The organism is Escherichia albertii NBRC 107761 = DSM 17582 (genome assembly GCF_000759775.1).
Lineage (GTDB): Bacteria > Pseudomonadota > Gammaproteobacteria > Enterobacterales > Enterobacteriaceae > Escherichia > Escherichia albertii.
In genome coordinates, this window is record NZ_BBMY01000007.1 from 1 (window position 1) to 13,471 (window position 13,471).

Genomic DNA, 13,471 nt, shown 5'->3' on the forward strand with positions numbered 1-13,471 from the left:
TATCAACGCCTCGAATACGCTTCAGATGCGCTATACGTAGGTTTAATTACTCGAACAAGCTCGGGAATTTCACACTTTGTACCCAAAGGTATTTCATAAGATGTTCTCATAGTTAATACACCGACAACATTATCTCTATCTTCTGAAGCCATGATGCAGGTTCCCACATTGTTAAAAACATAGAGTCCCCCCTCTGAAGAACTCGATATATTTATACTAAAATGTGCATTTGGTAAATTTAATAATTTCTCTGCGAAATGCTGACGCGCGAGAGATATTCGCTCATGCATTAACAAAAAAGCAGGAACAGTAAATGATTGATAGAAAGAGGAACATATAGCAGCAACAAATTCAGGCTGACACAACACCGCAGTCAAGCGCTCCTTCTGTTCTTCTCCAGCATTACTTTTAACTACCATCTCCACAGCCTTATCATAACTAATACCTCTATTTATGATACTTAAGGGAGGAGAGGAGCCTGTATCTTTAAGACCAATAAAATGACAAAGAAGTTGTTGTGCTTCTCGAGATAATTTTACGCCATTAATAGATACGTCTGAATTTCCAAGCCCTCTGAACGTGTCTGCATATATAGAGTTCAGGGGACTCATACCAGAAAGGGGATTTGTTTTCTCACTGTAAGGAACTATTGCTGTTGAAAGCTTTGCAGCAAAGTTACACAAAAACCTCATATCATCAGGTCCATTAATCTCCATTTCTGGTAAAGAATGATGTTTTTGAATATATGGCATATGCAAAGCAACAGGTAATGATTTTAATAAACAATCTTGTTTACTTCGTTCAAGAGATACAGAAATATCTCTCCTTTCAGGTGTTATAATTGTTATTTCAATCAGCTCACTTTTTTTGACCGAAATGACTAGTTTCGAGTCATCAGCAAAACTTGCCTGTGTTTTTCCTGCTTCATTGCACTTTGGTAATATCGGTCTTAATATATTCAATATATCCAACAATCTTTGGTCATCAATTTTATATTCTGAATAACATTGGCCTAAACCTAAGTAGTTTAATATTCGCCCAGTCCATGACTGATCAAGCCAGTTATTACCCAGGTAATAACTTACCTCTAACACTGATTTCAAAGCTAACAAAGCTGAATTTTGCTGCTCTGTATTTGGTTGAACCGTATTTGGCTGAGCTGAATTCAGCTGAGAAATACCATTTATCATTATACATCCTTTTTACTTACTGTTAGAAGTCGAATCCCGCCAGACCGTAAAATATAACCTCAAATAATTGTATTGGGCAACTAATTGAATATGATTACATCGTAGCTGCCCCACTTAAACCGGATATTTCATCAACAGAACACAGACATCGTGTTATGTTTAAGGAAAATCTTACGCAAAAAATTAAAGTAATTGCCGACGAACATACTGCCAAAGAAAAGTCCCGAGTTGTTGCGCAGCCCATACCCCAAGTACTTCAGTTTCTCTGGTGGTATGGATGCATGGTATTCAATTCGTATCTTTATTAAAAGGAATACTGAATCATTTGACACACACAAAATAAAGCATTGCAAACAATTTGAGCTTAATTGTTTATCTATTTGAAATCGTTTTAGAATGCCTTGTATCAAACTACATGTCGATATTCTATTTCGCATAGTCAACTTTTTACCAATCTTTCTCATTTTCAAAATACTTCTCTCCGACTGCACGTCTCTCAATTTATCGGCAGGTTGAGCTGATAACCCCTCTCCTGGCTCACGCTGTGATTTTCCAGCAACCTCCTGAGAAAATTTATTCCACATCAACATTGTGTACGTAGTGGCGCATATGTTTAGTATATGCAGGACATAACAATATAAAGTTATTTCTAAAACATTACAAAAAAACACTCAAAGCATTAAGGGGGAATAATAATTATATTGGATAATAAATTTAGCTATTATCTGGTTAAGCAGTAACATCTAACCGAAGAAATGGCTCCAGCAAAAAAACATTAAAGCAATAAGGAAGTTTTGAATTATCTATATCGCATGTCCGTAACCGCACATTTTTTGTATTTATCTTAATGACGTGTATAATTATTTAACAGGTAAACAGAGAACAAAATCCAGCCAAATAGTTTATATGTATGCTTAGTGTCAACAGTAGTATAAGAAATTCCCTCATATATCAAAAAACTCATGACGTAACCACTACCATCCCCATGAACTTAACAATGTCCATGCCATTCTCAGAACGGGAAAATAAATTATTATCGGATGCAATATTAAATATTGACAGAGACAATATTATTGTTTGCGAAAGACATGATCGCGCAAACGCTAGAGTTTTTTTAATAAAATTAATTGAAACAGGAAAGGTTAATAATATTTATCTTGAATTTCCTGATTTTACATGTGATCTGTTTGGAGGGGATGAACGAACGAAGCTTAGTATGTATTTAAATGATCGAAAATATGATGATCTAATAAAGGATCCGTTGTTCAATGAGTTCTCTTCAGATTGCTCAGCCATTACTGGCAGTAAAGATAATGAAATCTCTTTACCTACATTAATTTTATTTGCGAGAATGCATTGCGTAGAAATAAATTTAATAGACAATGAAATATCGAGAAAGAAAAGCATAATAGAAAAAGTTAAAGAGCGTAATGAAGGTATGGCTATCTCATTTAATAAAATAAAAAAAGCCACCAGTGGCGTTATTTTAGTTGGTGCAAATCATTGCAAGCTAGATACACAAAACTTGCATAACCTTTGTGGGATTTCAGAATCATTAATATATGATCTCTCTGAGTAAATAATTACTAGCCGCATTGAAACTTATACTCAGTAAAAGGCCACCTCCTGAGGAGGTGGCCTTTCAGAATGCCCCCTATTAGGGGGCGATGGTCATATTTCGTGTTCTACTTCAGCAACTCCATTTGCTGTTCGTGTATTTGTTCCATCTTTTCATGATGTCTCACATAACGTCTGATAATTTCTTCGCTCATATCTACCGTATCGACAAATAGTCTGGAGACCCAAAATGGTTTCCCCATAACTTCTTCCTGATATGCGGAAATCGCTTGTAGAGTCCGATTGTCCTGCGTCCTTTCAGGTGCCACATCAGCGTTGATATCGAGATTTTTGGCAGCACTATTATTTAAACGAAGGGTTATTTTTATACCTTTGATGTATCAATTCAGGGAGTCAAATATTTCATTTAACACCTGAATACTGAGCTACCTTATCGAGTATTTTGTTTGCTTCATGTGTATTTTCAGAAATTAAAATACATTTTACCTGTTCTACAAACTGATCAAAATCCTTATCAAAATGAGTTTTTAAAGACTCTTTTAAGATACACCATTCAGGCTTATCTTTTTGTAATTCATTACCATATGGTTTTGGTTTTCTTGTTATTTGATGAGACTTAACCACAGCATGATATAAACAATTTCCATCACCGGGCACATCTATCCGCTCAATATTACCACGACTGTTCATGGTCAAGGCGTTATAATGATTGCCGGCATTAATTAAATTTATTGCTTTTTTATCAAAATTATTCACTTTGCAATGATTCAAATATATATTAATATTAATGTTATGGCGTTTATAAAAATCTATTAGAACTAATGGCATTATCTCACCACCGGAGCCTTGCCAATAATCCAGGTCAAGAGCTTTTATTATTTGTTTTTTTAATTCCAGCCGTGACGAACTCACAGAATCAGAAAAAACTGATTGCGGGCTCGACGGTTTTATCAACGCTGACAAAGGCACATCTCGTCCTGACACTGCTGCATTACGATTCATAAATGCGGCAAGAGTCGACTTAGAGGGCCGGGGAGGAACTGGTGGAGGGAGCCCCTTTCCTCCTGACACTGCTACATTACGATTCATAAATGCGGCAAGAGTTGACTTAGAGGGCCGGGCAGGGACTGGTGGAGGAAGGTGTCGTTTGGTCATAAATTCCCTGCGAGTCGTTAATGTCGTAAGCGGGGGGGTTGAACGTTTTACCGATAAAGACGGAGATGTCGCCATATCTGATGTTATGTTTTGTGTAAAAGCTACTGTTGATTTTACATTTAGTAAATGTGCCGAGGTTGTTGTACCGCATGATAAACCATCTGATATTTTTTGTTTGCCAGGAGGGGAAGTGATATTATCACGACTGAGGACTGTTATTTTCCTCCCAGACGCCATTTGATTTTTATTATCACTACGTCTGTGTTTACAACAATCGCCCGTAAATGCATCTCTAATCGCACTTACAAAATTATTTATTGGTTTAGACAAAGGCATATTATCAATCCATAAGAGTTTTTATTGGTTGCAATATCATTTTTTGTGATTTTTTATGTTATTTAAAAAGTATGCTTATCGTTTCTTTGTGCAGATATTATTCAAGTTGCCTATTGCTAAAAATCTTCTTATCCCCGATAAACACACCTTCCAGTCATGTTTCTGTTGGGGAGTATCTACACTTACACATTATTATAGTGAACTATCCATTCTGTAGCAGTCAACTAAATTTAGCCACTTGATTAAAGATCATATTCTCCCACTAGCACAAAACAGGTTGACTTAATAAAAAAGAAAACTAAACATACTTTCATCCCTGAATTCAGGCAAGAGGATCAGGATATTACCTCTTTAACCACGCCTATTACTGAGGCACATCAACGTATTCGTGAGACAGGAAAGCAGGCTCTCCGTCTGGAGAAAAGACTACCACGCACTGATGTGCGGCTCACTAAATGGTTCACAATAACTGTCAGACTAAGTGGCAGCTACTCTGTTGGCTGTGTCTGAAAATATGACAATATTGCAGGAGAGCTCACCCGAATTCTGGCAATTCCTTGATTACTCATCCCCCTCGTTACAAGATTTTAATTTGCATAATTGTTCAAAAAGCAACCATGCTTGTTCCTGAATCTAGTACGTGATGTAACACATCCATTCAAACTTGTGATACATCTCAAAAAATTGGTTGGCCAAAATCGCTATTTATAGAAGAGGCGCTCATGAGGCGTGCTCTTTTTTAAAGCGAGGAAATACCAATGAAAGAGAATAAAATACAGAAAATCAGTAACAAACTGATTAATATCGTTGTTTTCGTTGCAGTTGTTGAATACGCCTATTTATTTCTCCATTTCTATTAATAACATCAAAATAGTTTGCTTAGGTGATATTTAATATATATATACTCTCTCTCCTTTATAATAACTATCCCAGAGGGAGGGATGTTTGCATTTTTTCGAAAGGAATTTTGAAGAAACTGTATTTGTTGTGGCTCTGGAAGAGACTGTGAATTGAATCAGCATTTTTGCTACTGGACGCGCACCGTAACGCTTACCTAAAGATACATAATCGTGCCAGCAAAGCAGAAAAACCGACATTCTCGAAGGGGCCATACCGCTTAGCAAAGCTATCATAAATCAGTAATCTGGCTGTTGAATTGTGCCATCACTAACAACCGTCAACATTATCACTTATCCCCGGCAGTTCGATTTAGTTGCTGGAATTCCACATACCATGAACGACCATGAAGATTGAGTGTTGTAATTGTATAGATGAGAATGTATTCTTATGAGTTATGTTATAACATAACAGGAAAGCAAAAATGAAACAGAATATCCATCCTGAATATCGTACCGTGGTGTTCCATGACACGAGTGTTGATGAGTACTTTAAAATTGGCTCTACCATCAAAACAGACCGTGAGATTGAACTGGATGGCGTAACATATCCGTACGTGACGATTGATGTCTCTTCAAAATCACACCCGTTCTATACGGGCAAACTGAGAACCGTTGCATCAGAAGGAAATGTGGCACGATTTACCCAGTGTTTTGGTCGTTTTGTTGGTGCGAAAAAGGGGGCACAATGAAGGTACTGAACTCTCTGCGTACAGCAAAAGAACGTCACCCGGACTGTCAGATTGTGAAGCGCAAAGGACGGCTGTATGTCATTTGCAAATCTAATCCTCGTTTTAAAGCTGTTCAGGGACGCAAAAGAAAGCGTTAATTCTGAGTTCAGCCGCTTAATAACATTTTTTGGTTGACCACATAATCATGTCTAATTAATGCTGGTATATTCAGTATGCCAGCATTAACTTATCTGCGAATGGACTCATCTTGCTCATTAATGGTTTGCCAGCTGAGTCCTCCCAGTTTTTGGATAAGATTAATTTCTCCGACATAAAATGAATAAAATCCTCTTTCAGCCACACAACGCCCGAAGCTGACCAGGACAGAGGCAGTCGTAATACTTGTCATGCGAGAATAAGTTCAAGTGAATTAGGTAATTAACCCGATTACATAAATGAATACAAAACATGATAATGTTACGGCTTTATCGTTAATTACTTAATTCCACATGTAAGCAATTTGCCCGCTCGGCATAGCGGGCATTTTTTCCTGATGCTTTTGAATGAGTACTGACGGATGAGTACATTGCAGTGGCATGCCATGTACTGAAACATCAGTCCTCATTCGAAACCCCCCATTCGTTTTTCTATTCTGAAATACCGCTAATTCCCTCTGTCAGATAATAAAACAGAATCATCATCAAGGCCCGAACTCTGTACTATACAATTGTATCAGTTATCATTTGCACTTCCTGATGAGCTAATAGTGGTCTGGTGGCCCCTGCTGGACTTGAGCCAGCGGCCAGGCGATTATGAGTCGCCTGCTCTAACCACTGAGCTAAGGGGCCATTACATATACAATACTTAAATACCCACTAATAAACATGGTGATCATATGATGTAAATAGCATACTTTTGCATATCGTCCTTCTTTCCTGAAAAATATCTATCATAACAAGTAGTCAAAGAAATCCTCTTCAATCATACCAGGTATTCAGTATATAGCCTCAATTGTTAAATTTTATTTATATAAAAAGAATATCTAATCTTAACATCTCTTGTAACGATTACAGCCTGATTGTCTCAACCCATCATGGCTAATTTTTATCATAACAATAAAAACTATTTTTTGACTAAAAAAACAAATCTTATATAGCAATATTTTCTTTTATAGAACTTATTAAACTAATCATTAGATTCAGATGAGCGATTTTTGACAGTTGTTAACTAAAAACACCTTAATAATCAAAACAGTGTTACTAATTACAGTACTCACCGATATATACAGGTCAGTAATACATTAACACTTCAATAAAATTAAACACTGTAAATCAAATCATTGTATGATCACCAGAGGATGCTCACTATGCCACCCAATAATTCTAATATATCAGGGCTAACTACAGCCAGATTGCTACAACAAGAAACGTTAAATGAACATATTATCCCCCCTAGCACCTCTGCAAGAGATAACTTAAATCGTACCACTGATATTATCGATAATAATGGAATCTATCCCATTGAGTTAAAGGAAAGAGATTTTTTATCCACCTCTCGTGCTGAAATCGATATCTTCACATTGTTATTAAATGATTATTCAGTTTCCCTCTCTCCCGATATCACATATCGAGAAACCAATAAGGCGGCACAACGCAACCCTATTGCACCAGACAGAATTGGTCAGGGAAAAACATGGGTTTATCAAAGAGAGGACTGCGGCCATTATTATGGAAAAGCTGAGCATTTTACTGAAAGAGATCCTCAAAACTTATCCCCCAAAGATAATTATATTGTCCATAGCATCAATATTCCTGATTATGAGTTATCTGCTGAAGTTTACAATATCAGAGTCATTGCCCCCTCCGGCCAGGAGGAATTTTTTAAAGCATTAATTAATCTTGACCATCTGAAACAAACGTTAGAAAGAAAAAATCTGACTTATGTACAAAAATCAAGGTGTGAAGTCATCACGCCAGAAAAGCCAGGGGAAGTGATCTACCACGCCTTTAATGCCAGTTATAACCAAATCAGAAAAAAGTTACCTGAACTCGCTCAGTGCTACTATGGCTACATACAAATACCACCAGTAACATTTTTTCGTGCAGATGGACCTGCGACACCAGAAAATGAAAAGAATTTATGGTATCACGCTTATCAACCTGAAGATCTTTGCACCATACATAACCCGATGGGTGATTTACAGGATTTCATCGCGCTAGTCAAAGATGCCCGCAAGTTCAATATAGATATCATTCCTGATTATACATTTAATTTTATGGGAAAAGGCGGGAGCGGTAAAGATGACTTAAACTACCCCTCTGCAGATATAAGAGAGAGGATCGCTGAGGATATAGAAAGTGGTATTCCTGGATATTGGCAAGGGCAAGTGTTTATTCCATTTATCGAGGCCCCAAAAACAAAACTATGTTGTCAAATCCATCCAGAAGAAATTCACATGACCTCTGAATGCTTTGAGCAAGATTATGGGGATATAAAAGATGATGAATGGAGAAATCATGAGGTCTTAATAAGAAAGCGCTTATCAAACATGCCAAAAACAACACCTGAATGTGACAGAGTTATAGCATTAGAAAATACATATGTTCATAACATGCGAAAACTGGGGGTATTTGGTCTACGCTATGATGCTGCAAAACACTCAAGCCATGAACAGATAAAGAAGTCAATATCACCACCAGTAAAAAATATCAAAAGGCGTTCTCATATAACTAATCTTTTTGACACTGAGGATCAAGATATCCCCGTAATGAGCTATATTGAATATATTGTGAGCAACACTTCGGATGCACAAAATCTCACATCGTTACTTCAGGAAATGGATCATTTACGAGCAATTGATTTTGAGCGCTTGATGATATTATTAGAGGCACTAAAATTTAACGGTGATATTCGACTCCTTGCCCCAATACTAGTAAGCAATCTCTCCTTCGACAAATATGTATTTATGACTATTAATCATGATATTCCTAATAATAACGAAACATTTCTACATCTTATGTTCAGAGCTCTACGAGATGAAATACTGGCAATGGCGTTTCTGACCGCTCTCCCCTATGGCAGACTTTTAGTCTATGATGACGGACAGGAATTAACGTCAACCACCGAGATTAGAAACTTCGATGGAACAATCAGAGCAGGTGGCGAAGCCTGGATTAACGGCGGATTATCTCCATCTCAGAAATTATTTAATGAATTTCACTCTCTATTTCGTGAAAAACCAGGTATATGGTACGAATTTAGAGGAGCACTCTCGACAAAAAATGTGCTTGCCTTTAGTCGAGGAAATTTACTGGACATCAATGAAGGTCCTCACGATGGATTAGTTATTATAAATAAAGGCCAGGAATCCGTGGATAGCATTTGGCAAAACCCATTACAGCCAGGAAAATATAAAAATATGGGGTGTGATACGGTTACTGTTATTAATGATAAATACAGTTCTGCTCAGGATATTCCTCCCGGTGAAATATTCAATACATCAGGTAAGAATTTACATATCAGCGTACCCGGACGAAGCGCCATCTTGTTAGGTAAAACAGGTGAATTGCCTGATATCAGATAACTGCTGATCTTAAATTTACTCTGCCCTGTATAAATTCTCAGGGTAGAGTTATTTTTTGTTGTAAAACATCCTCACTCATGATTTTTATCGTCTTCATCATCCCCTATCATTAATCATTTGTTTTTATTGATTATTTTATTCATAACATATCTATTATCACTACAAAAAAGTTAATAATTTGTTGTTTTTGATCACAATAAGAAAACAATATGTGAGTTTTATGCGCATTTTTTAGAAATGTAGATACTTTTAGATTATGGCTACGAAATGAGCATCACCATTTCTCCCTGAAACCCTAAGAGGATCGCTTCTGATGAATGCACTGACCGCCGTACAAAACAGCGCTGTCGATTCCGGCCAGGACTATAGCGGATTCACCCTCACCCCGTCGGCGCAATCCCCGCGTCTGCTGGAACTCACCTTTACCGAACAGACGACCAATCGGTTCCTCGAACAGGTTGCCGATTGGCCCGTGCAGGCGCTGGAGTACAAATCGTTTCTGCGTTTTCGGGTAGGCAAAATTCTCGACGATCTGTGTGCGAATCAGCTGCAACCGCTGCTGTTGAAGACCCTATTAAACCGCGCTGAAGGTGCGCTGTTGATCAATGCGGTGGGTATCGATGATGTCGCGCAGGCGGATGAGATGGTGAAGCTGGCAACGGCGGTAGCGCATCTGATTGGCCGCTCAAATTTCGATGCGATGAGCGGTCAGTATTACGCGCGATTCGTGGTGAAAAATGTCGATAACTCAGACAGCTATCTGCGCCAGCCGCACCGCGTGATGGAGTTGCATAACGACGGCACCTACGTTGAAGAAATCACCGACTATGTGCTGATGATGAAAATCGACGAGCAGAACATGCAGGGCGGAAATTCGCTGCTGCTGCATCTCGATGACTGGGAACATCTGGACCACTATTTCCGCCACCCGCTGGCGCGCCGTCCGATGCGCTTTGCCGCACCGCCGAGCAAAAACGTCAGCAAAGATGTCTTCCATCCGGTGTTCGATGTCGATCAGCAGGGCCGCCCGGTGATGCGCTATATCGACCAGTTTGTCCAGCCGAAAGACTTCGAAGAAGGCGTGTGGTTGAGCGAGCTTTCGGACGCCATTGAAACCAGTAAAGGCATTCTTTCTGTACCCGTTCCCGTTGGCAAATTCCTGTTGATTAACAACCTGTTCTGGCTGCACGGTCGCGACCGCTTTACCGCGCACCCAGATCTGCGTCGTGAACTGATGCGTCAGCGTGGCTACTTCGCCTACGCCACTCATCACTACCAGACGCATCAGTAAGCGCAAAGGAATTGAGCGGATGTATGATTTTGTGATTATTGGCGGCGGCATCATCGGCATGTCGACCGCCATGCAACTGATTGATGTCTATCCGGGCGCCCGCATTGTGTTGCTGGAAAAAGAGTCCGGTCCAGCCTGTCATCAGACGGGCCACAACAGCGGCGTGATCCATGCTGGGGTCTATTATACGCCAGGCAGCCTGAAGGCGCAGTTTTGCCTGGCGGGAAACCGCGCCACCAAAGCCTTTTGCGATCAAAACGGCATTCGCTACGACAACTGCGGCAAGATGCTGGTTGCCACGTCCGAACTCGAAATGGAACGGATGCGCGCCTTATGGGAACGCACGGCGGCGAACGGTATCGAGCGCGAGTGGTTAAACGCCGAGGAACTGCGCGAGCGCGAACCGAATATCACCGGGCTTGGCGGCATTTTTGTGCCGTCCAGCGGCATTGTCAGCTACCGCGAAGTGACGGCGGCGATGGCGAAAATTTTCCAGGCCAGAGGCGGCAAGATTATCTATAACGCCGAAGTCAGCGGCCTTAGTGAGCATAAAAACGACGTGGTGATACGTACCCGTCAGGGCGGCGAGTATCAGACGTCAACGCTGATCAGCTGTTCCGGGCTGATGGCTGACCGGCTGGTGAAAATGCTCGGCCTCGAACCGGGCTTTATCATCTGCCCGTTCCGTGGCGAGTATTTCCGCCTTGCGCCGGAGCATAACCAGATTGTTAACCACCTGATTTACCCCATTCCCGACCCCGCGATGCCATTTTTGGGCGTGCATCTCACCCGTATGATCGATGGCAGCGTGACCGTCGGGCCAAACGCGGTGCTGGCTTTCAAACGCGAAGGCTATCGCAAGCGCGACTTCTCATTTCGCGACACGCTGGAGATTTTAGGCTCGCCGGGGATTCGCCGGGTTCTGCAAAACCATCTACGCTCAGGACTGGGCGAGATGAAAAACTCGCTGTGCAAAAGCGGCTATCTGCGGCTGGTGCAAAAGTATTGTCCCCGGCTTTCGTTAAGCGATCTCCAGCCCTGGCCCGCCGGTGTGCGGGCGCAGGCGGTATCGCCGGACGGCAAGCTGATTGACGATTTTCTGTTTGTCACCACCCCGCGCACGATCCACACCTGTAATGCGCCCTCCCCGGCAGCGACATCAGCAATTCCTATTGGTGCGCATATTGTCAGCAAGGTACAAACGCTGTTGGCAAGCCAGAGTAACCCCGGACGCACGCTGCGAGCGGCACGTAGTGTGGATGCCTTACACGCCGCCTTTAATCAATAACCTTTGAAAACAGGACGTAACAATGAAACTTAACGACAGTAACTTATTCCGCCAGCAGGCGTTGATTAACGGGGAATGGCTGGACGCCAACAATGGCGAGGTCATCGACGTCACCAATCCGGCGAACGGCGACAAGCTGGGTAGCGTGCCGAAAATGGGCGCTGATGAAACCCGCGCCGCTATCGACGCCGCCAACCGCGCCCTGCCCGCCTGGCGTGCGCTCACTGCCAAAGAACGCGCCAACATTCTGCGCAACTGGTTCAATTTAATGATGGAGCATCAGGACGATTTAGCGCGCCTGATGACCCTCGAACAGGGCAAACCGTTAGCTGAAGCGAAAGGCGAAATCAGCTACGCCGCCTCCTTTATTGAGTGGTTTGCTGAAGAAGGCAAACGCATTTATGGCGACACCATTCCCGGTCATCAGGCCGATAAGCGCCTGATTGTTATCAAGCAGCCGATTGGCGTCACCGCGGCTATCACGCCGTGGAACTTCCCGGCGGCGATGATTACCCGCAAAGCCGGTCCGGCGCTGGCGGCAGGCTGCACGATGGTGCTGAAGCCCGCCAGTCAGACGCCGTTCTCTGCGCTGGCGCTGGCGGAACTGGCGACTCGCGCGGGCATTCCGGCTGGCGTATTCAACGTAGTGACGGGGTCTGCTGGCGCGGTCGGTAACGAACTGACCAGCAACCCGCTGGTGCGCAAGCTGTCATTTACCGGCTCAACCGAAATTGGCCGCCAGTTAATGGAACAGTGCGCGAAAGACATCAAAAAAGTGTCGCTGGAGCTGGGCGGCAACGCGCCGTTTATCGTCTTTGACGATGCCGATCTCGATAAAGCCGTGGAAGGCGCGCTGGCCTCGAAATTCCGCAACGCCGGGCAAACCTGCGTTTGCGCCAACCGTTTATACGTGCAGGACGGCGTGTATGACCGCTTTGCTGAAAAATTGCAGCAGGCGGTGAGTAAACTGCACATTGGCGACGGGCTGGATAAAGGCGTCACCATCGGGCCGCTGATCGATGAAAAAGCGGTAGCAAAAGTGGAAGAGCATATTGCCGATGCGCTGGAGAAAGGCGCGCGCGTGGTTTGCGGCGGTAAAGCGCACGAACGCGGCGGCAACTTCTTCCAGCCGACCATTCTGGTGGACGTTCCGGCCAACGCCAAAGTGTCAAAAGAAGAGACATTCGGCCCCCTCGCCCCGCTGTTCCGCTTTAAAGATGAAGCCGATGTGATTGCGCAAGCCAATGACACCGAATTTGGCCTTGCCGCCTACCTCTACGCTCGTGATTTAAGCCGCGTCTTTCGCGTGGGCGAGGTGCTGGAATACGGCATCGTCGGCATCAATACCGGGATTATTTCCAATGAAGTGGCCCCGTTCGGCGGCATTAAAGCCTCGGGTCTGGGTCGTGAAGGTTCGAAGTATGGCATCGAAGATTACTTAGAAATCAAATATATGTGCATCGGTCTTTAACTGGAGAACGCG

At 42.4% G+C, this 13,471-nt stretch carries 10 protein-coding genes, 1 tRNA gene and 1 pseudogene; 8 read left to right on the forward strand and 4 right to left on the reverse strand.

The features are described from left to right. Window positions 1-2 precede the first annotated feature (2 nt). Window positions 3-1,190 carry an EspG domain-containing protein gene (locus EA14781_RS02360; protein WP_000606939.1) on the reverse strand — a complete coding sequence of 396 codons (1,188 nt, stop codon included), beginning with the start codon at window positions 1,188-1,190 and terminating at the stop codon, window positions 3-5. Window positions 1,191-2,187: 997 nt separating this feature from the next. Between EA14781_RS02360 and EA14781_RS02370 the strand changes: the two genes are divergently transcribed. Beyond that, window positions 2,188-2,769, forward strand: coding sequence for a hypothetical protein (locus EA14781_RS02370; RefSeq protein ID WP_000062487.1), 582 nt, complete (start codon window positions 2,188-2,190; stop codon window positions 2,767-2,769). Between the two features lie 106 nt (window positions 2,770-2,875). On the opposite strand, the pseudogene EA14781_RS25580 reads toward EA14781_RS02370, so the two are convergent. Beyond that, window positions 2,876-3,111 (reverse strand): annotated as a pseudogene (locus EA14781_RS25580) (transposase); the annotation flags it as partial. Window positions 3,112-3,170: 59 nt separating this feature from the next. After that, window positions 3,171-4,259, reverse strand: coding sequence for an OTU domain-containing protein (locus tag EA14781_RS24085; RefSeq protein ID WP_002461502.1), 1,089 nt, complete (start codon window positions 4,257-4,259; stop codon window positions 3,171-3,173). Window positions 4,260-5,017: 758 nt separating this feature from the next. On the opposite strand from EA14781_RS24085, the gene ykgR reads away from it, so the two are divergent. From ykgR to ykgO, 3 genes are all read left to right on the forward strand, one after another. Next, window positions 5,018-5,119, forward strand: coding sequence for a small membrane protein YkgR (ykgR, locus tag EA14781_RS02385; protein ID WP_000662203.1), 102 nt, complete (start codon window positions 5,018-5,020; stop codon window positions 5,117-5,119). Between the two features lie 461 nt (window positions 5,120-5,580). Continuing rightward, window positions 5,581-5,847: a type B 50S ribosomal protein L31 gene (locus EA14781_RS02390; RefSeq protein WP_000812361.1), complete on the forward strand. Its 267-nt coding sequence runs from the start codon at window positions 5,581-5,583 to the stop codon at window positions 5,845-5,847. Beyond that, the gene (gene ykgO / locus EA14781_RS02395; protein ID WP_000866440.1) at window positions 5,844-5,984 is read left to right on the forward strand and encodes a type B 50S ribosomal protein L36; all 141 of its coding nucleotides are present in this window, start codon (window positions 5,844-5,846) and stop codon (window positions 5,982-5,984) included. The genes EA14781_RS02390 and ykgO overlap by 4 nt, the downstream gene beginning before the upstream one ends. Window positions 5,985-6,598: 614 nt before the next feature. Here the strand turns inward: ykgO and EA14781_RS02400 are convergent. Further along, window positions 6,599-6,674, reverse strand: a tRNA-Ile gene (locus EA14781_RS02400). A 518-nt stretch (window positions 6,675-7,192) separates the two neighbouring features. Between EA14781_RS02400 and EA14781_RS22555 the strand changes: the two genes are divergently transcribed. The 4 genes from EA14781_RS22555 to gabD all read left to right on the forward strand — a co-directional run bounded on the left by EA14781_RS22555 (window position 7,193) and on the right by gabD (window position 13,459). Then, complete coding sequence (locus EA14781_RS22555; protein ID WP_001134939.1) at window positions 7,193-9,409, forward strand: alpha amylase C-terminal domain-containing protein; 2,217 nt, start codon at window positions 7,193-7,195, stop codon at window positions 9,407-9,409. Window positions 9,410-9,722: 313 nt separating this feature from the next. Continuing rightward, window positions 9,723-10,700 (forward strand): glutarate dioxygenase GlaH, encoded by a 978-nt coding sequence (gene glaH / locus EA14781_RS02410; protein ID WP_000993129.1) that lies wholly within the window; start codon window positions 9,723-9,725, stop codon window positions 10,698-10,700. A 19-nt stretch (window positions 10,701-10,719) separates the two neighbouring features. Beyond that, window positions 10,720-11,988: an L-2-hydroxyglutarate dehydrogenase gene (gene lhgD / locus EA14781_RS02415; protein WP_000272005.1), complete on the forward strand. Its 1,269-nt coding sequence runs from the start codon at window positions 10,720-10,722 to the stop codon at window positions 11,986-11,988. A gap of 22 nt (window positions 11,989-12,010) precedes the next feature. After that, entirely contained in the window at window positions 12,011-13,459 is a 1,449-nt protein-coding gene (gene gabD, locus EA14781_RS02420) for an NADP-dependent succinate-semialdehyde dehydrogenase (protein ID WP_000772871.1), read from the forward strand. Window positions 13,460-13,471 lie beyond the last annotated feature (12 nt).

Coding starts and splice junctions, on each gene's coding strand:
- gabD (WP_000772871.1), top strand. CDS start 12,011: ATGAAACTTAACGACAGTAACTTATTCCGCCAGCAGGCGTTGATTAAC.
- ykgO (WP_000866440.1), top strand. CDS start 5,844: ATGAAGGTACTGAACTCTCTGCGTACAGCAAAAGAACGTCACCCGGAC.
- glaH (WP_000993129.1), top strand. CDS start 9,723: ATGAATGCACTGACCGCCGTACAAAACAGCGCTGTCGATTCCGGCCAG.
- ykgR (WP_000662203.1), top strand. CDS start 5,018: ATGAAAGAGAATAAAATACAGAAAATCAGTAACAAACTGATTAATATC.
- EA14781_RS02390 (WP_000812361.1), top strand. CDS start 5,581: ATGAAACAGAATATCCATCCTGAATATCGTACCGTGGTGTTCCATGAC.
- EA14781_RS22555 (WP_001134939.1), top strand. CDS start 7,193: ATGCCACCCAATAATTCTAATATATCAGGGCTAACTACAGCCAGATTG.
- EA14781_RS02360 (WP_000606939.1), bottom strand. CDS start 1,190: ATGATAAATGGTATTTCTCAGCTGAATTCAGCTCAGCCAAATACGGTT.
- EA14781_RS24085 (WP_002461502.1), bottom strand. CDS start 4,259: ATGCCTTTGTCTAAACCAATAAATAATTTTGTAAGTGCGATTAGAGAT.
- EA14781_RS02370 (WP_000062487.1), top strand. CDS start 2,188: ATGTCCATGCCATTCTCAGAACGGGAAAATAAATTATTATCGGATGCA.
- lhgD (WP_000272005.1), top strand. CDS start 10,720: ATGTATGATTTTGTGATTATTGGCGGCGGCATCATCGGCATGTCGACC.